The organism is Bradyrhizobium sp. BR 1432, from assembly GCF_051547705.1.
GTDB lineage: Bacteria > Pseudomonadota > Alphaproteobacteria > Rhizobiales > Xanthobacteraceae > Bradyrhizobium > Bradyrhizobium zhanjiangense.
The window spans coordinates 4,461,539-4,479,361 of sequence record NZ_JBPUGF010000003.1; the positions used below are offsets into that span (position 1 = coordinate 4,461,539).

Below are 17,823 nucleotides of genomic sequence, written 5' to 3' on the forward strand. Positions count from 1 at the left end.
TCACCTTCGCCCCAAAGGATCGGGAGAGACAGATGTCCAAAGAGCCCAAGGCCGCGCACAAGCGCATTGACCAGTTCTTTTCCGGCCCCGGAGCGCGGGCGGACGACTGGCGTGATCTGGTCGAGGCCGCCAAGACCTGGGCGCGGGTCGGCAATCGCGCGGTCTACGACGCGGCGCTGGCCGAGCTATCGGTCACGGAGGAGTTTCACGGCTATCCCGGTCTGCAATTGATGGCAGCGCTGCGGGAGGCCGCGGCTGCGGGCGACGGGGCAACCTCGTTGGCGCTTGCGAGCCGGATCAGCCAGGCACTGGCGACGCGATCTTTCCGTCAGCATGCCGGCGACTGGAGCGCCAAGGACGACGCCAATGGCGATGCGCCCGAGCTGGTGCCGCCGAGCTTCGGCGCGCATACGGCGCGCAGGCCGTATTTCGAGACCCTGATCGTCACCGGCGTGTCACCCAGCCAATGGCCGGCGCTCGCCGCCGAATGGCGCAAGCTGCGGCGCCCGGTCGATGGCTTCATCTATGAGCCGGTCATCGTCGGGAGCCTGGAGGATGCCTTCTGCGCGACGATGCTCAATCCCAACATCGGCGCCGTCATCATCAACGAAGGCTTCGGCCTGCGCTCGCGGCACGATGCCCCCGTGCTCCGCTCGATCACGGCCGCGGCCGGTCTCAATGACGAGGCCGACGCCTCCGCGCTGCGGCTCGCCCAGATCATCAAGCGCGTCCGACCCGAGCTCGATCTCTACATGATCTCGAACCGCGACGTCGAGGAGCTCGCCGGCAATCCCGAGGCCGACGTCGTCCGCCGCATCTTCTATTCGGTGGAAGAGCTCTTGGAGCTGCATCTGTCGATCCTCGAAGGCATCCAGGATCGCTACGACACTCCATTCTTCGACAATCTCAAGAAGTACGCGCAGCGTCCGATCGGGACGTTCCACGCGCTGCCGATCGCCCGCGGCAAGTCGATCTTCAAATCCGACTGGATCCGCGACATGGGCGAGTTCTACGGCCCGAACCTGTTTTTGGCCGAGAGCAGCGCCACCACGGGCGGCCTCGACAGCATGCTCGAGCCGACCGGCAACATCAAGAAGGCGCAGGAGAAGGCCGCCCGTGCGCTCGGCGCCGATCGCGTCTTCTTCGTCACCAACGGCACCTCGACCTCCAACAAGATGGCGGTGCAAGCGCTGCTCGCGCCCGGCGACATCGCGATCGTCGACCGCAACTGCCACAAGTCGCACCATTACGGCATGGTGCTGGCCGGCGCTCAGCCGCTCTATGTCGAAGCCTTCCCGATGACGGAATATTCGATGTATGGCGCGGTTCCGCTAAAGACGATCAAGCAGGCGCTTTTGAGCGCCAAGGCTGACGGCCGGCTGGACCGCGTCAAGATGATAGATCTCACCAATTGCACCTTCGATGGCCACATCTACAACACCCGCCGGGTGATGGAGGAATGTCTCGCCATCAAGCCGGACCTGATCTTCCTATGGGACGAGGCCTGGTTCGGCTTTGCGCGCTTCTCGCCGTTCCTGCGCCGGCGCACCGCCATGGGCGCCGCCAACGAGATCGAGGCATGGATGCGCGATCCGAAGTCGGTCGCTGCCTATGAAAAGCAGCAAGCCGAGCTCGGCAAGAATCCGTCCGAAGAGGTTCTGCTCAAGACCCGGCTTATTCCCGACCCCCGGCAGATCCGCCTGCGCGTCTACCAGACCAACTCGACCCACAAGTCGATGTCGGCGATCCGGCAGGGCTCCATGCTCTCGGTCAAGGACATCGAATTCCACACGGTCGAGCAGCAATTCAAGGAGGCCGTGTTCACCCACGCCTCCACCAGCCCGAACCAGCAGCTCATCGCCAGCCTCGATATCTCGCGGCGGCAGATGGAGCTTGAAGGTTATGGGCTCGTCGCCAATGCGATGGAGATCGCGCTCGCGATACGCCAGGCGGTCAACAACAATCCGCTGATCTCGAAGTATTTCCGCATTCTCGGCGCCGATGTCATGGTGCCCGCGCAATACCGTCAGAGCGGTTTTACTGACTATCTCGCGCCAGGCGTGAACTGGGTCACTGCGCTGAAGAGCCTCGACGACGACGAGTTCTGCCTCGACCCGACCCGTATGACGCTGGTGTGCGGCATGGCCGGCTATGACGGCACCCAGTTCAAGGGCATCCTCGCCAACGAGTACAACATCCAGGTCAACAAGACCTCGCGCAACTCGGTCCTGGTCCAATCCAACATCAACAACACCCGCAGCGACGTCGCGCATCTCGTGCGCGTGCTCGCTGAGATCGCGGGCGAAGTCGATCGCGGGCTGGCGCAAGGCGGCGCCAATGCGCGCAAGACGTTCGAGGCGCGGGTCAAGAGCCTGATGACCGACGTGCCGGACTTGCCGAACTTCTCGCATTTCCACCCGAGCTTCCGCGGCGATGCCGGCGCCAAGACCAACGAAGGCGACATCCGCTCCGGCTTCTACGCGGCCTATGACGTAGCGGGTTGCGAGCACATCCGCCTCAACGATCCCGAGATCGACCGGCGGCTGCAGGCCGGCCCCGAGCTCGTCTCGGCGAACTTCGTGATCCCCTATCCGCCGGGCTTCCCAATCATGGTGCCGGGCCAGGTCATCACCCAGGAGACCATCGACTTCATGCGCAAGCTCGATGTGAAGGAGATCCATGGCTACGACGCCAAGGAAGGGCTGAAGCTCGTGCGCACGGAAGCTCTGGCGAAGCTCGGCCGGCCGAAGCCGGCCGCATCGCCGAAGCTCAAGGCTGCCTCATAGGTTTGGAGGGGACGAACATGCAGGGCTTTTTCCAGTTTTTGCAGCAGTATCCGTATCTGCTGCTGTTCTTCGTCGTCGGTCTCGCCGTCTATATCGGCCGGGCCAGCATCAAGGGTTATGGCCTCGGCATGGTCGCCGGTGCCATTGTGGTGGGCGCAGGCATCTCGGTCTGGGCCTCCAGTTATGGCGTGAAGCTCGAGCTGAACAATTTCGCCAAGAGCCTGTTCTATTACCTCTTCATGTACGGTGTGGGCTTGCGCGTCGGTCCGTCCTTCATCAACAGCCTGAGGGGAGATGGCGTCAAGTTCCTGTTCCTCGCAGTCGTGTCCAGCATTCTGGGCCTGACCCTGGTCGTGCTTGGTGCGAAGCTCTTCGCGTTGCCGCCCGGTGCGGCCGGCGGCATGCTGGCGGGGTCACAGACCATGTCGGCGGCGATCGGTTCGGCCGAGCAGGCGGTGACCTCAGGTGTCGTCAAGCTGCCCGAGGGCATGAAGCCCGAGGAAGCGTCCGGCATGATCGCGCTGTCCTACGGCATCACTTACATCTGGGGCACCGTTGGCATCATCCTGATCTGCAAATATCTGCCGCGCTGGTGGGGCGTCGACGCCAAGGCTGCCGCGAAGCGGTATGAGCAGGAATTCGGCGTCAAGGATCTCGAAGGCGGGGCCCTGACCGGCTATCGGCAGTTCGGCCTGCGAGCCTACCGGCTGGAGAATCCAGCGACGGTCGGGATGAGCATCGCAAAATTCCGCTCGGTCAATCCTGAGTACCGGATCGTCAATGTGGGACGTAACGGCGAGCCGCAAGGCGCCGATGCCGACCTTGTCCTGCAAAGGGGCGACATCGTCGCGCTCGGTGGCGCGACCGAGCATCTCACCGAGAAGATGGGTCTGATTGGTCCGGAGGTCGCAGACGCCAAGACGCTCGGCGTCCCCATGGACCAGGCGGACATCCTCGTCACCAACAAGGAGATGGTGGGGCGCACCTTCGAATCCTTCCGCGACACGGCGATCGCCGGTCGAATTGCAGGTGACCAAGGTCGAGCGCGGCGGTGTGCAGATCCCGGCGGGTCTCAAGACCAAGCTGGAGCGAATGGACATCGTCTCCGTGGTCGGCTTGAAGTCCGCGGTCAACGAGCTCGGCGAGACGTGGGGCCGCATCGCGCGCGCCAACACGTCGACCGACCTGCTGACTCTGTCTGTCGGCATGATCCTCGGCTTCCTGATCGGCATGATCGAATTCCCCGCTTTCGGGGCCAAGGTCGGTCTTGGCAACGCAGGTGGCCTGCTTCTGTCAGGCGTGATCGTGTCCTCGATCGTGTCGCGTCTGCGCTTCTTCGGCAACACGCCGAATGCGGCGCGCAACGTGCTTGAGGATCTCGGCCTCGTTGTCTTCGTCGCCATCGTCGGCGTCAACGCCGGCGCGGGCCTCTTGGCACAGCTCACCGGCGCGGTCGCCCTGAAGATCTTCATCGTCGGCTTCATTGCCTGCACGATCCCGCCGTTCATCGTCTGGGCGATCGGCTTCCACGTCTTCAAGATCAATCCGGCCGTGTTGATGGGCGGCGTTGCCGGTGCGCGGTCGCATTCGGGCCCGTGCCGCGAGGCCGCAGTCGAGATCCAGAGTTCCGTGCCCTGGATCGGATTCCCGGTCGGCTATGCCGTCTCGGGCATCCTCCTCACCATCTTCGGCTACTTCGCGATGATCCTGGCGCAATGACCACAACAGGGGAAAGAAACGTCATGAGGAAAGTTACTATCGGCGCCGTCCTGATTGCATCGATCGCAGCCGCTACCGGATTCAGCACGCCGTCGCGTGCTGACACCGGCCAGGTTGCCGTCGTGTTCACCAAGGGCGGATTTATCGTCGGTGTCGGGGGCGGCGAAGGCGTCCTGCTATACCGGGGCAAGAAATATCCCTTCACGGTGTCCGGCATGAGCGTCGGCTTGACGGTCGGAGCGTCCACCACGAAGTTCGTCGGCCGCGCGCTCAATCTGAAGGGGCCCGCGTCCATCGAAGGCTCTTATGCCGTGGGGGGAGCGGGTGGGGCAGTCGCCGCAGGCGCCGGTGCCGTTCAGTTGCAGAACAGCAATGGCGTGATCCTCCAGCTCAGCGGCCCGCGGGTCGGCGCGGAAGTATCGGCGGCCGTCGGCGGCGTTACAATCCGCTTGAAGTGATCCGAACATGCAACGGGCTGCGCCACCGCAGCCCGTTCGCGTTTCAATATCGCTCGGCGACGAAATTCATTCCCTTTAGGCTGGCCTGGTCGTTGTAGCGTCCCTTCTCGGAGCGCTGCGGCAGCTTGATCTTGTCCTTCTTGATGCGCTTGTAGGGGATCGCGCCGAGGAGATGCGCGATGCAGTTCAGCCGTGCCTTTCGCTTGTCATCGGAGCGGATGATGTACCACGGCGCTTCCTTCGTGCTGGTCTGCTTGAGCATCAGATCGCGAGCTCGCGAATAGTCGTACCAGCGCCGGTAGGACTTTAGATCCATCGGGCTCAGCTTCCATTGCCGCACGGGGTCGTCGATGCGCGCGTGGAAGCGGCGTTCCTGCTCGTCCATGCCCACTTCGAGCCAGATCTTGATCAGGATTATGCCGCCATCGATGACATATTTCTCCATCTGCGGACACAACGTGAGGAAGCGCTCGTGCTCGGCGGGGGTGCAGAAGCCCATGACGTATTCCACGCCCGCGCGATTGTACCAGCTTCGGTCGAAGATCACGATCTCGCCGCCGGCCGGAAATCTCTCCATGTAGCGCTGGAAGAAGAGTTGCGTCTTCTCCCGGTCGGACGGCGCGGGCAGGGCAACGACGCGGAACACGCGCGGGCTGACCTTCTCGGTGATGGCCTTGATCGTCCCGCCCTTGCCGGCGGCGTCCCGGCCTTCGAACAGGACGATGACCCGCAGCTTGTTCTCCCGCACATAATCCTGGAGGTGGCACAGCTCGACCTGGAGCTTTTCAAGCTCCTTCTCGTAATCCTTACGCTTCATCCGCTCCGCAGATACGTCCTTGGCCATGCCGATCCTTCCTGTTGCTCGTCAATCGTCCCAGGAAATGGTCACGCCGATATCGCCGGGCACACCGCCAGGGAACTCGATGATCTGATAGGAAATGCGATAGCCGCGTGGTTTCAGGTAGTCGGTCCAGAGCTGGAAGATCTCCTTGGGAATGCCGGTTAGGGTGTTCTCCCAGCCCTTTTCCATCTGATTGATAGCGCGTCCCTTGTCGGTGCAGAGGGAGTTGGGAAAACGATACACCAGCACTTCCGTCAGGCCATTTCGCACCGCACGCTGGATGATGGTCGAGGCGAGCTTGATCTTCTCCTCCTCGGTCTTGCCGGAAGGTTTGCTCAAGCGCTCGATCAGCGCGCGCTTCTCGGCCTCGGCAGCGGTTGCGAGGCGGACATCTCCTCCGCCTTTTCGGCCTCCTTGAGGGCGGCTTCCTTTCGAATCTGGGCGGCGTTGGGGATGAGATCGTCGAGGCCGGGCATGGCTGCGGCTCCTGATGGTTATCCAATCAGCATCCGGGGAACGCTAAGTCCGGCGGAGGGCGTTCCCTTGATTCAAATCAAGCAAACCGGAAGCCTGTCCGAACACAGTGGCACACATGCGCATTTGACCGGGAGAGACGTTTGAGCGACCAGCTTCATCCGATGGCCCCGCACCATCTGCCATTCTATCTCGCGCCGGCCAGCGGGACCGATACGCTGATGGTAGTGATGGGCATATTTCTGATCGGGACTGTGCTCTGGGTCGGCACGCTCTATTGGAAGCTGCACAGCCTGCCGGAGCGGATGGCGCACAAATCGCAAAAATTGCAGTTCGAGTTCGTTGCGGTGCTCGGTCTGATCTCGCTTTTTACGCACATGCATATCTTCTGGATTGCGGGGCTCCTGCTGGCTTTGATCGATCTCCCCGATTTCGGTACACCGCTGCGCAGCATTGCCGGGTCGGTCGAGAAGATTGCAGAGGCAACGCCGGCCGGCGATGGCGAGGAAATCCCGACAGACGCTGCGGCTGCGCCGCCTCCAGCGGAAAAGCCCGGGTCTGCCAAGGAGAAGGAGCCCAGCCATGCTTGAGCTGCTGATCTGCTCCCTTGTCACGATCCTGCCGGACTACCTCTACCGTCGCTACGCCCAGGGCAAGCGCTTCGGCAAGGAGATCACCTTCTTCTCGATCTGGTACGAGCTGCGCTGGGGCATCACCGCCTGCCTGATGCTGACGGTGTCGCTGATCACGATGATCTTCTATTTCCATCCGTCCACGTCGTCGGCGGCTCTCTATTTCCGCACCGTGCCGATCTTGCCCGAAGGCTCGGGCCGCGTGGCTGAGGTCAAGGTCGGCTTCACTGCGCCGGTCAAGAAGGGCGATGTGCTGTTCACGCTGGACGCCTCGAAGCAGCGGGCCGCCTACGAGACGGCGAAGCGAAAGGTCGCGGAGGTCGACGCCGCCATGCAGACGGCGCAGGCCGACGTGGTCAAGGCCGAGGCGCAGATCGGGGAAGCGAAAGCCAACTACCAGCAGGCCAAGGACGAGCTCGAGGTCAAGAGCGAACTCCAGCGTCGCAATCCCGGCATCGTCCCGCAACGTGATATCGACAAGCTCCAGGTCCTGGTTGACCAGCGCCAGTCCGGCATCGATGCTGCGACGGCCGCGAAGCAATCGGCATCCTTGCAGGTCTCTACCCTGCTGCCGGCACAGAAGGCCAGTGCGGAGGCCGCGCTCGACCAGGCTCAGGTCGATCTCGACAAGACCCTCGTGCGCGCCGGCGTCGATGGGCGCGTCGAGCAGTTCCTGGTTCGCCCCGGCGACGTCGTCAATCAGCTGATGCGCCCAGCCGGCGTTCTCGTTCCCGAAGGTGCTGGCCGCAAGGCGCTTCAGGCCGGTTTCGGCCAGATCGAGGCGCAGGTGATGAAGGAAGGCATGGTGGCGGAAGCGACCTGCATCTCAAAGCCATGGGTGATCATCCCGATGGTGATCACCACGGTGCAGGACTACATCGCTGCCGGACAGTTCCGATCCGGCGAGCAGCTGATCGATCCACAGAACGCCGTCCGTCCCGGCACCATCCTGGTATTTCTGGAGCCGCTTTACAAAGGCGGCCTGGATGGGGTCACACCCGGCAGCAGCTGCATCGTCAATGCCTACACCAGCAATCACGAGGAAATCTCGGCCAAGGACACTCCGACCAGCCGGAAGATCGCGCTGCACGTCGTGGACGGCGTCGGCCTCGTACACGCGCTGCTGCTGCGTATCCAGGCGCTGTTGCTGCCGATCCAGACACTTGTGCTGAGCGGTCATTGAACGGCCTAGGAAGGAAGACGATATGTGTTCACGGAAGGTGGTCGCGCTCGGCACGGCGTTGCTGGTCCCGCTGCTTGTCATGGGTGGCCGTGCCGTTGCTCTCGACCTCAACGGTGCATGGGTGACCGATTCCAGCAATTGCCCCAAGGTGTTCGCGCGCAAGGGGATGCAGCTCGGCTTCACCGACATGTCCGATGTTTATGGCGGCGGCTTCATTGTCGATGGCGAACAGATCATCGGCAAGTTCGCCCGCTGCCGGATCAAGGCGCGGAAGGACGACGGTCCGACCGTCAATCTGGTTGCGGCCTGCGCGACGACATGATGCTCTCCAGCGTTCAATTCAGCCTGAAAGAGCTGGATGCAAACAGCCTCATCCGGCTGTTCCCGGGCATGGAGGATATGGAGATTCGCTATCACCGTTGCCCGGCGCTCTAGCGACAAGTTGTGCCAGCTTTGACTCAAGTCAAACAAGCGGACCGCCAGCGCATTTCAATGTCCTTCATTCTAGGAGGACTCGCAATGAAACCAATAACAGGCTTTGGAAGGACATTGTTCGCTACCGGCGCAGCGTTGCTGCTTGCTGCGACCTCGCCGGCACGTGCGGATGACCCGGCCAAGATCCTCAAGTCGATGACGGACTATCTCGGCAGCCAGAAGACACTGTCCGCGTCATTCGACAGCGACATCGAGATCATCACCCCCGAGCTCCAGAAGATCCAGTTCGCAAGCTCCGGCCAGTTCAAGCTGGGGCGGCCCGACAAGCTGCGCGTCAGGCGCACCGGCGGCTATGCCGATGTCGAGCTGGTCTATGACGGAAAGACCGTCTCGCTCTACGGCAACGACGCCAAATCCTACATGCAGGCCGAGATGGCAGGCACGGTGGATCAGATGATCACCGAGATGCAGACCCATTCCGGAACTCGGCATGCCCGGTACCGATTTGCTGCTCACCAACGCATTCGAGGAGCTGATGGCCACGGCCGCCGACGGCAAGCATGTCGGGCAGGGCGTGATCGACGGCGTCGAATGCGAGCATCTCGCATTTCGCACGGCCGACACGGACTGGCAGATCTGGATCGAAACGGGTGCAAAGCCGGTGCCGCGCAAATACGTGATCACCAGCAAAACGGTCACGGGCGCACCGCAATACACGTTGCGGACCAGAGACTGGAAGACCGACGCCTTTGCCGAGGATACGTTTGTATTCAAGGCGCCAGCCGGCGCCACCAAGGTCGACATCAACTCGGTCGCGATGGCGGATTTCGACGAACTTCCTCCGGGCACACCGACAGGAGCCAAGAAATGATCATGCTGCGGAAAACCTTGATCGGCGCGGCTGCAATGGTCGCTTTTGCCGCCGGACTGTCCTGGAACGGTGCGCCGCGTATCGACGAGAGCGGCTTCCTTTCGGAGGCGCAGGCGAGGGTGGGACGCCCCCTCACGCCCATGAGCTATGCCGGCGTCGCGCGTCGAACGACGCGCCGGGCGGTTGCGGTTGGCGCCGCGGCGGGAGCCGCCGGGGCCTATTATGCGCCCTCCTGCGCGCAGGTCGTGGACGCTTATGGGCGGGTCGTCACGCGGTGCTGAGGCCCGCCTCGGGGCTGTCCGTGCGGTGCAATCCCCGCTAAAATTGCCTGGAAAGCAGCTGCCGGAAGCTGCGAGGGTGTAGCATGAGCGGGGGCGCGTCCATTAACGGGGTGAGGCCGCGGCTCGTGGCCGCGTTACTTTGTCTCGGCCTGTTCGTCGCCCTGTGCCTGCCGCCCGAGCGCGCCGGGGCCGTCGAGCGAAGTCTGCGCGGCGAGCTCAAGCGCGTGCTGGTGTTGCATTCCTTCGGTCGCGAGTTTCGGCCGTGGAGTGAGTATGCGCGTGACATCAAGGCCGAACTGGAGCGGCAATCGCCCTGGCCGCTCGATATCCAGGAGCACGCGCTGCTCACCGCGCGCTTCAACAATCCTGGTCCCGAGGCGCCTTTCGTCGAGTATCTGCACTCGCTGTACCAGGGCGCGATGCCCGACATCGTGTTGAGCATCGGCGCGCCTGCCGCCCGGTTTGCGCAGAGATACCGCGACAGACTGTTCCCCCATACGCCGTTGATTCTCTCGGCAGTCGAGCATCGACTGATCAATCGCGCCGATCTCGGCGACAACGATGTCGTCGTGGCGATCCGGAACGATTTCGTGGCGGCCTTCGACAACATCCTTCAGGTTCTGCCGGACACCAGGTCGGTTGCGGTCGTCATCGGTGCCTCGCCGCTCGAGAAGTTTTGGGTAGAGGAGGTGAAGCGGGAGCTGAAATCTTTCGGCGAGCGGGTAGAGCTCGTCTGGTATTCGGATTTGTCGTTCGAGGAAATACTGAAACGCGCATCAAAACTCCCGCCGCACACTGTGCTGTTTTGGGGCCTGATGTCGGTCGATGCGGCTGGGGTCGTCCACGAGAGCGACATCGCCTTGCGCAGCCTGCACGCAGTCGCGAATGCTCCGATCTTCTCCTACCAGGAGCCGTTCTTCGGTAACAGCACGGTCGGTGGGCCGATGCATTTGATTGCGGACACGAGTTCGAGGACCGTCACCGCCGCGCTCGGCGTTCTCGGCGGCGCGAAACCGGCGAGCATCCATTACGAGCCGATCGGCTTCGCTGCGCCGAGATATGATTGGCGGGAATTGCAGCGCTGGGGCATCAGCGAGAGTCGTTTGCCTCCCGGCAGCGAGATCCTGTTTCGCGAGCCGAACATCTGGGTGCGCTATCGCTGGCAGATGTTGATGATCGCGGCGGTATTCCTGGTGCAGGCAGGTCTCATCAGCGGGTTGCTGCACGAGCGTCGCCGCCGCCGCGTCGCCGAAGTGGAATCGCGCCAGCGGCTTACGGAGCTGGCCCACGTCAATCGCTATTCGACTGTCGGCGAGCTCACGACCTCGATCGCCCATGAATTGAACCAGCCGCTCGGCTCCATCTTGACAAATGCCGAGACGGCGGAGCTCATGCTCAAGGCCAGTTCGCCGGACATCAACGAGATTCGTCTGATTCTTGCCGACATCCGGCGTGACGATCAACGCGCAAGCGAGGTGATCCGCAGGCTGCGCAGCGTTCTGAGAAAGACGCCGTTTGAGGTCAAGGACATCGAGCTCAACGATACGGTCCGCGAAGCGATCGGCCTTGTGAAGGCCGTCGCCGACGGACGCCGGATCACGCTGATCTACACGCCTGTGCTGGCCGATCTGCGCGTCAAGGGCGATCCGGTCCAGCTTCAGCAGATCATCCTCAACCTGATCATCAATGCGATGGATGCGATCTCCGATGCGGAGACCGGAAAGCGCGAGGTCAGCGTTTCAACCCTCCGCGCCGGCAATCAGGCCGAGATCAGGATCGCCGATACCGGACCCGGAATAGCGGCCTCAGATCTCGCAAACGTCTTCGATCCGTTCTTCACGACCAAGCCGCAAGGCATGGGCATGGGACTCGCGATCGCCCGAACCATCATCGAGGCCCACCACGGCGCAATTGTCGCGGCGAACCAGCTCGCCGGAGGAGCCCTGTTCACGATCCGGCTTCCGATCGCCCGCTGACAGGCGGTATCTTGACGATCATGCCTCTGGATCGGGGGGAAAGTCGTCCTGGCCTGAAATCTGGGCGGATGCGTCCTCGCGCTGCAGCCAGCCGCGACGAATTCGTTTCGTTGATCTCGATCAACAAACGCCTGCGCTCCGGCCTGATCTTCCCACATTGGAAGTCTGAGGGAGGATGTGATGTTTCGCTGTGGCAAGACCCTGATGGCGCTTGCGCTCCTAATGGCGACTTCGGTCGCTGCAACGGCGCAGACCACAACGACACCTGCAGCCCCAAATCCGCAGGCGCAATCAGTGAGCCCGCCTGCGCCGACTGCCGAGCTCTTGAAGCCCGAGCAACTTGAGGCCCTCGTTGCGCCGATCGCGCTCTATCCCGACGAGCTGCTGGCCAATGTGCTGGCGGCCTCAACTTATCCGCTGGAGGTGGTGCAGGCCGACCGCTGGCTGAAGGAGCGCAAGCAGCTCAAGGGTGATGCGCTCAAGACTGAGGTGGACAAGCAGGGCTGGGACGACAGCGTCAAGGCGCTGGCCAGCACCGCCGATGTGTTGACCATGATGAGCGACCAGCTCGACTGGACCAAGAAGCTCGGCGACGCCTTTCTCGCCCAGCAACCCGATGTGATGGATGCGATCCAGCGCCTGCGCACCAAGGCCTATGACAACAAGAAGCTGGTCACGACCAAGCAGCAGAAGGTCAGTGTCCAGTCCCAGGAAGGCAAGCAGGTCGTCGTGATCCAGCAGGCCGATCCTTCAGCGATGTACGTGCCGTATTACGATCCGGCGACGGTCTACGGCAGCTGGCCCTATGCGGAGTATCCGCCGTACTATTGGGGCTATCCGTCCTATATCGGCGCCGGCATGGTTGCGGCGGGAATCGCCTTCGGCACCGCTTGGGCGATCGGACGCTGGGGCAATTACTGGGGCGGCGGCTGCAACTGGGGCAATCGCAACGTCTATGTCAACCATCGCACCACCAACATCGGCAACGGCTGGCAGCACAATCCGGCGCATCGTCAGGGCGTTCGCTACAACAACACCAACGTTCAGCAGCGCTTCGGCAACAACAATCTGAAGGCTGGCGTGTCGGACCGGATGGATTTCCGCGGTCGTGACGGAAATCAGGTCTTGCGACCGAATCAAGGTGCGGGAGATCGGGCGGGCGACCGTGCCGGTGATCGTGGGGGGCCGGGTGATCGCGCAGGTGACCGTGCGGGCAACCGCGGCGATCGGCCCGGCGGTGGCGATCGCGCTGGGGCCGCGGATCGTGCCAAGGGCGGTGGCGACCGGGCCAAGGGCGCAAGCAAAGGCGGCGGCGATCGCGCCAAGGCTGCCAATCGAGCCGGCGGCGGTGCTGCCGCCAATCGTGGTGGCGGCAATCGTAGCGGCAACCGCGGCGGCGCGATGAACGTCTCGTCGGGCCGATCGGCGGCCGCGGCATCGGCGCGCGGGCGTTCGAGCATGGCAAGCATGCCGCGCGGTGGCGGCGGCTTTGCCGGGCGGGGCGGTGGTGGCGGAATGGCCATGCATGGTGGCGGCGGTTTCCGTGGTGGCGGCGGAGGGGGCGGCTTCCGCGGCGGTGGCGGCGGCCGGCGCTCCGATATCGCGCTGAAACACGACGTTGTCCTACTCGGCCATCTTCCCAACGGCCTCGGCTACTATCGCTTCAGCTACATCGGCAGCAATAAGGCCTATGTCGGCGTGATGGCGCAGGAGGTCGAGCAGGTGATGCCTGCCGCCGTGACCCGTGGCAGCGATGGATATCTGCGTGTCCATTACGAAAAACTCGGGCTGACATTCCGCAGCTATGGTGAATGGCTCGCCGGCGGCGCGAAGATTCCTGCGGAGGTGACGCCATGACGGGCCTGAAATCGTTCCGCCGCGCGGTGTTGCCGGGCATCATGGCGCTGGCGCTTCTTGGCTCTGCGTCACAGGCACAGCAATCCTACAAGACGCCGGAGGACGCGGCGGCTACGCTTGCGGCCGCGGTCAAGAGCGGACCAAGCGACATTCTGAAGGTGCTTGGGCGCGCTGCTGAAGACATCGTCTCCTCCGGCGACGAGATCGCCGACAACGACATCCGCCAGCGCTTCTCGTCGATGTATGAAGCCAAGCACGGCATCAAGGCCGAGGGCAACAAGACTGCGACCCTGATGCTGGGGCCGGACAATTTCCCGTTCCCGATTCCGCTGGTCAACACGAGGAGCGGTTGGGAGTTCGACACCGACGAGGGACGGATCGAGGTGCTGCGGCGTCGCATCGGCCGCAACGAGCTCGACGCAATCCAGACCGCGCTCGCCTTTGTCGACGCGCAGAACGAATATGCCGACAAGGACCGCGGCGAAGGCGCCGGCGTCTATGCGCAGCGCATCGTTTCCTCGCCCGGCAAGAAGGACGGCCTGTTCTGGCGCGACGACAGCGACCCGAGCCCGCTTGGCGCGCTGGCAGCCGAAGCCTCGAAGGAGGGCTATCGCGCGGGCGATGTCGGACCTGAGCCCTATCACGGCTACTACTTCCGCATCCTCAAAGGACAGGGGCGGGATGCACCCGGCGGCGCGCTCAACTACGTCGTCAAGGGCAAGATGATCGGCGGCTTCGCCTTGATCGCCTGGCCAGCGGAGTACGGCAATTCGGGCGTGATGACCTTTCTGGTCAACCATGCCGGCACTGTTTACCAGAAGGATCTCGGCAAACGCACGGCCTTCATCGCCGAGCGGACCACGCTGTTCGATCCCGATGAGACCTGGAAGAAGGTCGATGCCCAAAAACCGTGAACGGCGCGCGCGCCGGCGTGCATTTCGCCTGATCGCGCTCCTGCTGCTGGCACTCGGGCTGACCATGCCGGCGACGCCGTCCTTCGCGCAAGCGGCCGGTCATGTCAGAGTCAAGATCGTCAAGGCCGGTCTCCTGGTCGGCGGTGGCGCCGGCAACGGCGTGCTGACGTACCGCGGTAAGACCTATCCGTTCAAGATCAGCGGTCTGAGTTTCGGCATCACGGTCGGCGCCACGGTCGGCCGTCTCGACGGCTGGGCCTCGGGCATCCGCGAGATCAGTGACTTCGCCGGCACCTACAGCTCCGTCGGCGGCGGTTTTGCGCTGGTCGGCGGCGTCAGCGGCGTTCACCTTCGCAACGAAAAGGGCGTGACGATGGTGCTGCAGGGCCCGAAGGCGGGACTCGAGCTGGCGGCCAATATCAGTCAGATCACGATCGCTTTGAGATGAGGCTCAAGCGGGGCGCGCGGATGCAAGATCGAGAGCCAAGCGCACTGTCCTCGGATCATCACTTCTCGCGGGCTTGAAACCTGACTTCGCGAACACGCTGCGCATGGGCGCGTTGTCGGACAGAACCTCGGCCGTGAGCTCCTGCATCCCATGCGCCCGCGCGATGTCGATGAGGTACCGCAGCAGCAGGGAGCCGATCCCGCGGCCTTGCCAGGCATCCACCACGACGAAGGCCATCTCGGCCCGACCGGGATCTGTGACCACGTAGCGGCCGCCGCCGATGATGGTGAGACGATCCTGTTCCTCGACGAGGGCGGCCAGTGCAACGTGATTGCTGAAATCCACGTTCATGAAGAAGGCGCGCTCCTTCTCCGAGAAGTGCCGCTTCATGACGAAGAATCGGCTCTGCAGCGAGCTCGGCCCGGTGCGCTCGATGGCAGCGAGCATATCCGCCTCGTCGCTCGCTCGAAGCGCGCGGATCTGGACCGGAGTGCCGTCCTTCAGTACGGCTTGCGCGCTGTAACTTGCGATTTGTGACATGCCGATGTCGTCCGGCGAAATCAGCTCGTCAAGTGAGCCGCGTCTCATGAACTCGATTGCAGGATAAGAGTCCTTTCAAGCGTGCAGATCATCTTGACCTAGATCAACGTTCGTCCTTGCCCGGCGCCGTCAATTGTCGAACCCGACAAAGAGGTCGAAAACATGTCCATAGACAAGGTGCAAATTCCGGGCGGTCCAATGTCGGGGCTGTTCGCCTCGGCGATCGAATACTTGGTCGATGCGGGACAACGCAGTGTCCTGTTCCTGGATATCATGCGCCGGCGCGGTGATCAGTACAGGGAACACCTCGCGCAAACCGCGCCGCATGTTCTTCAATATGCGGCCGAACTGATCATGGACGGCCGCAAACTCGTCGAGCCGGTCAATTACGCGCTGGTGCGCATCGTTCCGCCGGACAATGTCGAGATCGACATGAACCGTCGGCCTTTCATTGTGGTCGATCCGCGCGCGGGCCACGGCCCCGGCATCGGTGGCTTCAAGGCGGACAGCGAGATCGGCGTGGCAATGAAAGCAGGCCATCCCTGCTATTTCATCGGATTTCTGCCGGATCCGATGCCCGGTCAGACCATTGAGCGTATCGCGCGTGCAGAAGCCATATTCATCGAAAAGGTCATGAACCTTCACCCGGATGCCGACGGCAAGCCCTGTGTGATCGGCAATTGCCAGGCCGGATGGGCCGTCATGATCCTGGCCTCGCTGCGTCCTGAACTGTTCGGGCCGCTGATCATCGCCGGCGCGCCGCTCAGCTATTGGGCCGGCGTGCGCGGAAAATATCCAATGCGCTACTCCGGAGGCCTCTTGGGCGGGAGTTGGCTCACGGCGCTCACCAGCGATCTCGGCGCCGGCAAATTCGACGGCGCCTGGCTAGTGCAGAATTTTGAGAGCCAGAACCCGTCGAACACGCTGTGGACCAAGCAGTACAACGTCTATTCGAAGGTCGACACCGAGGCAGAGCGTTATCTCGAATTCGAGCGTTGGTGGGGCGGCCACGTCAATCTGAACGCCGCGGAGATCCAGTTCATCGTCGACGAGCTGTTCGTCGGCAACAATCTTGCGGCAGGCAACATCGAATTGTCCGACGGCCGCAAGGTCGATCTCCGCAACATCAGGTCGCCGATCGTGGTGTTCTGCTCGGAGGGCGACAACATCACGCCACCGCAACAGGCACTGCATTGGATCCTGGATTGCTACGCCGACGTCGACGAGATCAGGGCCTATGGGCAGACCATCGTCTACACCGTGCACAAGAGCATCGGTCATCTCGGTATTTTCGTCTCCGGTGGCGTTGCCAAGAAGGAACATGCGGAGTTTTCCAGCAACATCGACCTGATCGACGTTCTTCCACCCGGGCTCTATGAAGCCACCTTCGAGGCGAAAGGCGAGGACACCGCGAGTTCGGATCTGGTGGTCGGCCAGTGGGTAATGCGCTGCGAGGCGCGGACCCTCGAAGATATCCGCGCTATGGGGGGCAACTCGCCCGAGGACGAGCGGCGCTTTGCCACGGCCAAACGCGTCTCGGAGATCAATCTGGCGGCGTACCAGAAATTCCTTCAGCCATGGATCAAGGCCATGGTGACGCCCCAGATGGCCGAATGGGCCCACAACATGCACCCGCTGCGGCTGCAATACGAGCTCTTCAGCAACCGGAATCCCTATATGGCGATAGTGAAATCGTTGGCCGAGAAGGCCGTCGAGAAGCGCAAGCCGGTCGCGAAGGACAACCCATTCCTGGCGTTCCAGGAGCAGATGTCGAAGCAGATCGTGCATGCCCTGGACAGCTGGCGCGATTCACAGGAGGCGCTCAGCGAAGCGATCTTCCTCAGCGTCTATGGGTCGCCGGCGCTGCAGGCCGCAGTCGGAATTGATCCCACTTCCGTGCCATCCCGGCAGCGTGAAATGTCCGTCGAGCATCGCGCCATGCTCGAAAGGCGCATCGACGATCTGAAGTCGCGGATCGGCGAGGGCGGCCTTCGTGAAGCGGCGCTGCGCGCCTTGCTCTATGTCGGCTCTGCGCGGGGGATGGTCGACGAACGAAGTATCGAGGCTCTACGCCAGATCCGCCGCAAACATGGTGGCGCACGCATGAGCCTTGCCGAATTCAAAATGCTGGTGCAGGAGCAGTTCTTCATGCTGCTGCTCGATCGTGACGGGGCGCTCGGCGCTATTCCGAAGCTGCTGCCTGACGACATGAATCGTCGCCGCGGGGCTTTCGAGGCGATCGAGCAGGTGCTTTCGGCCAGTGAGGATGTCACGGGCGAGCGCGCAATCCGCCTGCGGCAGGTCGCCGGCCTGTTTGGCATCGACACAATGGAAGATGCCGAAAAGGCGTCGAACGTTGCCCCTTTCGATCCGAAAGCGAAGGCCTCGTAGCGCGAGTTGCAACGATC

The 17,823-nt window shown here is 62.8% G+C and carries 15 protein-coding genes and 3 pseudogenes; 15 read left to right on the forward strand and 3 right to left on the reverse strand.

Going from position 1 to position 17,823, the window contains the following annotated elements; genetic code table 11:
• Positions 1-32 precede the first annotated feature (32 nt).
• The 4 genes and pseudogenes from ACSKB8_RS21440 to ACSKB8_RS21455 all read left to right on the forward strand — a co-directional run bounded on the left by ACSKB8_RS21440 (position 33) and on the right by ACSKB8_RS21455 (position 4,963).
• Positions 33-2,786, forward strand: coding sequence for a decarboxylase (locus ACSKB8_RS21440; protein ID WP_438106183.1), 2,754 nt, complete (start codon positions 33-35; stop codon positions 2,784-2,786).
• A gap of 17 nt (positions 2,787-2,803) precedes the next feature.
• Positions 2,804-3,310: pseudogene (locus tag ACSKB8_RS21445) on the forward strand (transporter); the annotation flags it as partial.
• Between the two features lie 706 nt (positions 3,311-4,016).
• Positions 4,017-4,505: a hypothetical protein gene (locus tag ACSKB8_RS21450; protein WP_438106185.1), complete on the forward strand. Its 489-nt coding sequence runs from the start codon at positions 4,017-4,019 to the stop codon at positions 4,503-4,505.
• A 23-nt stretch (positions 4,506-4,528) separates the two neighbouring features.
• Positions 4,529-4,963, forward strand: coding sequence for a hypothetical protein (locus ACSKB8_RS21455; protein ID WP_128932320.1), 435 nt, complete (start codon positions 4,529-4,531; stop codon positions 4,961-4,963).
• Positions 4,964-5,006: 43 nt separating this feature from the next.
• Here the strand turns inward: ACSKB8_RS21455 and ppk2 are convergent, their stop codons facing one another.
• Both ppk2 and ACSKB8_RS21465 read right to left on the reverse strand, forming a co-directional pair.
• Entirely contained in the window at positions 5,007-5,807 is an 801-nt protein-coding gene (gene ppk2, locus ACSKB8_RS21460; RefSeq protein ID WP_438106187.1) for a polyphosphate kinase 2, read from the reverse strand.
• Between the two features lie 21 nt (positions 5,808-5,828).
• Positions 5,829-6,280, reverse strand: a pseudogene (locus ACSKB8_RS21465) (hypothetical protein).
• 162 nt (positions 6,281-6,442) lie between these two features.
• On the opposite strand from ACSKB8_RS21465, the gene ACSKB8_RS21470 reads away from it, so the two are divergent.
• The 10 genes and pseudogenes from ACSKB8_RS21470 to ACSKB8_RS21515 all read left to right on the forward strand — a co-directional run bounded on the left by ACSKB8_RS21470 (position 6,443) and on the right by ACSKB8_RS21515 (position 14,875).
• Entirely contained in the window at positions 6,443-6,868 is a 426-nt protein-coding gene (locus tag ACSKB8_RS21470) for a hypothetical protein (RefSeq protein WP_438110619.1), read from the forward strand.
• Complete coding sequence (locus ACSKB8_RS21475; protein ID WP_128932323.1) at positions 6,861-8,093, forward strand: HlyD family secretion protein; 1,233 nt, start codon at positions 6,861-6,863, stop codon at positions 8,091-8,093. The genes ACSKB8_RS21470 and ACSKB8_RS21475 overlap by 8 nt, the downstream gene beginning before the upstream one ends.
• 22 nt (positions 8,094-8,115) lie before the next feature.
• Positions 8,116-8,415: a hypothetical protein gene (locus ACSKB8_RS21480; RefSeq protein ID WP_438106189.1), complete on the forward strand. Its 300-nt coding sequence runs from the start codon at positions 8,116-8,118 to the stop codon at positions 8,413-8,415.
• Between the two features lie 308 nt (positions 8,416-8,723).
• A pseudogene (locus ACSKB8_RS21485) lies at positions 8,724-8,954 on the forward strand (DUF2092 domain-containing protein); the annotation flags it as partial.
• Positions 8,955-9,018: 64 nt separating this feature from the next.
• Positions 9,019-9,399, forward strand: coding sequence for a DUF2092 domain-containing protein (locus ACSKB8_RS21490; protein WP_438106191.1), 381 nt, complete (start codon positions 9,019-9,021; stop codon positions 9,397-9,399).
• Positions 9,396-9,680 carry a hypothetical protein gene (locus ACSKB8_RS21495; protein WP_128956318.1) on the forward strand — a complete coding sequence of 95 codons (285 nt, stop codon included), beginning with the start codon at positions 9,396-9,398 and terminating at the stop codon, positions 9,678-9,680. The genes ACSKB8_RS21490 and ACSKB8_RS21495 overlap by 4 nt, the downstream gene beginning before the upstream one ends.
• An 83-nt stretch (positions 9,681-9,763) precedes the next feature.
• A complete protein-coding gene (locus ACSKB8_RS21500; protein ID WP_438106193.1) occupies positions 9,764-11,656 on the forward strand; it encodes an ATP-binding protein in 1,893 nt (630 codons plus the stop codon).
• 180 nt (positions 11,657-11,836) lie between these two features.
• Positions 11,837-13,513 (forward strand): DUF3300 domain-containing protein, encoded by a 1,677-nt coding sequence (locus ACSKB8_RS21505; RefSeq protein ID WP_438106195.1) that lies wholly within the window; start codon positions 11,837-11,839, stop codon positions 13,511-13,513.
• Entirely contained in the window at positions 13,510-14,427 is a 918-nt protein-coding gene (locus ACSKB8_RS21510; protein ID WP_438106197.1) for a DUF2950 domain-containing protein, read from the forward strand. The genes ACSKB8_RS21505 and ACSKB8_RS21510 overlap by 4 nt, the downstream gene beginning before the upstream one ends.
• Complete coding sequence (locus ACSKB8_RS21515; protein WP_370987587.1) at positions 14,411-14,875, forward strand: hypothetical protein; 465 nt, start codon at positions 14,411-14,413, stop codon at positions 14,873-14,875. Before ACSKB8_RS21510 ends, ACSKB8_RS21515 begins: the two co-directional genes overlap by 17 nt.
• A 3-nt stretch (positions 14,876-14,878) precedes the next feature.
• Here ACSKB8_RS21515 and ACSKB8_RS21520 read toward each other — a convergent pair whose 3' ends face one another.
• Positions 14,879-15,463, reverse strand: coding sequence for an N-acetyltransferase family protein (locus ACSKB8_RS21520; protein ID WP_438106199.1), 585 nt, complete (start codon positions 15,461-15,463; stop codon positions 14,879-14,881).
• Positions 15,464-15,577: 114 nt separating this feature from the next.
• On the opposite strand from ACSKB8_RS21520, the gene ACSKB8_RS21525 reads away from it, so the two are divergent.
• Positions 15,578-17,806: a DUF3141 domain-containing protein gene (locus tag ACSKB8_RS21525; RefSeq protein ID WP_438106201.1), complete on the forward strand. Its 2,229-nt coding sequence runs from the start codon at positions 15,578-15,580 to the stop codon at positions 17,804-17,806.
• The last annotated feature ends 17 nt before the right edge of the window (positions 17,807-17,823 follow it).

Coding starts and splice junctions, on each gene's coding strand:
- ACSKB8_RS21440 (WP_438106183.1), top strand. CDS start 33: ATGTCCAAAGAGCCCAAGGCCGCGCACAAGCGCATTGACCAGTTCTTT.
- ACSKB8_RS21450 (WP_438106185.1), top strand. CDS start 4,017: ATGATCGAATTCCCCGCTTTCGGGGCCAAGGTCGGTCTTGGCAACGCA.
- ACSKB8_RS21455 (WP_128932320.1), top strand. CDS start 4,529: ATGAGGAAAGTTACTATCGGCGCCGTCCTGATTGCATCGATCGCAGCC.
- ppk2 (WP_438106187.1), bottom strand. CDS start 5,807: ATGGCCAAGGACGTATCTGCGGAGCGGATGAAGCGTAAGGATTACGAG.
- ACSKB8_RS21470 (WP_438110619.1), top strand. CDS start 6,443: ATGGCCCCGCACCATCTGCCATTCTATCTCGCGCCGGCCAGCGGGACC.
- ACSKB8_RS21475 (WP_128932323.1), top strand. CDS start 6,861: ATGCTTGAGCTGCTGATCTGCTCCCTTGTCACGATCCTGCCGGACTAC.
- ACSKB8_RS21480 (WP_438106189.1), top strand. CDS start 8,116: ATGTGTTCACGGAAGGTGGTCGCGCTCGGCACGGCGTTGCTGGTCCCG.
- ACSKB8_RS21490 (WP_438106191.1), top strand. CDS start 9,019: ATGCCCGGTACCGATTTGCTGCTCACCAACGCATTCGAGGAGCTGATG.
- ACSKB8_RS21495 (WP_128956318.1), top strand. CDS start 9,396: ATGATCATGCTGCGGAAAACCTTGATCGGCGCGGCTGCAATGGTCGCT.
- ACSKB8_RS21500 (WP_438106193.1), top strand. CDS start 9,764: ATGAGCGGGGGCGCGTCCATTAACGGGGTGAGGCCGCGGCTCGTGGCC.
- ACSKB8_RS21505 (WP_438106195.1), top strand. CDS start 11,837: ATGTTTCGCTGTGGCAAGACCCTGATGGCGCTTGCGCTCCTAATGGCG.
- ACSKB8_RS21510 (WP_438106197.1), top strand. CDS start 13,510: ATGACGGGCCTGAAATCGTTCCGCCGCGCGGTGTTGCCGGGCATCATG.
- ACSKB8_RS21515 (WP_370987587.1), top strand. CDS start 14,411: ATGCCCAAAAACCGTGAACGGCGCGCGCGCCGGCGTGCATTTCGCCTG.
- ACSKB8_RS21520 (WP_438106199.1), bottom strand. CDS start 15,463: ATGAGACGCGGCTCACTTGACGAGCTGATTTCGCCGGACGACATCGGC.
- ACSKB8_RS21525 (WP_438106201.1), top strand. CDS start 15,578: ATGTCCATAGACAAGGTGCAAATTCCGGGCGGTCCAATGTCGGGGCTG.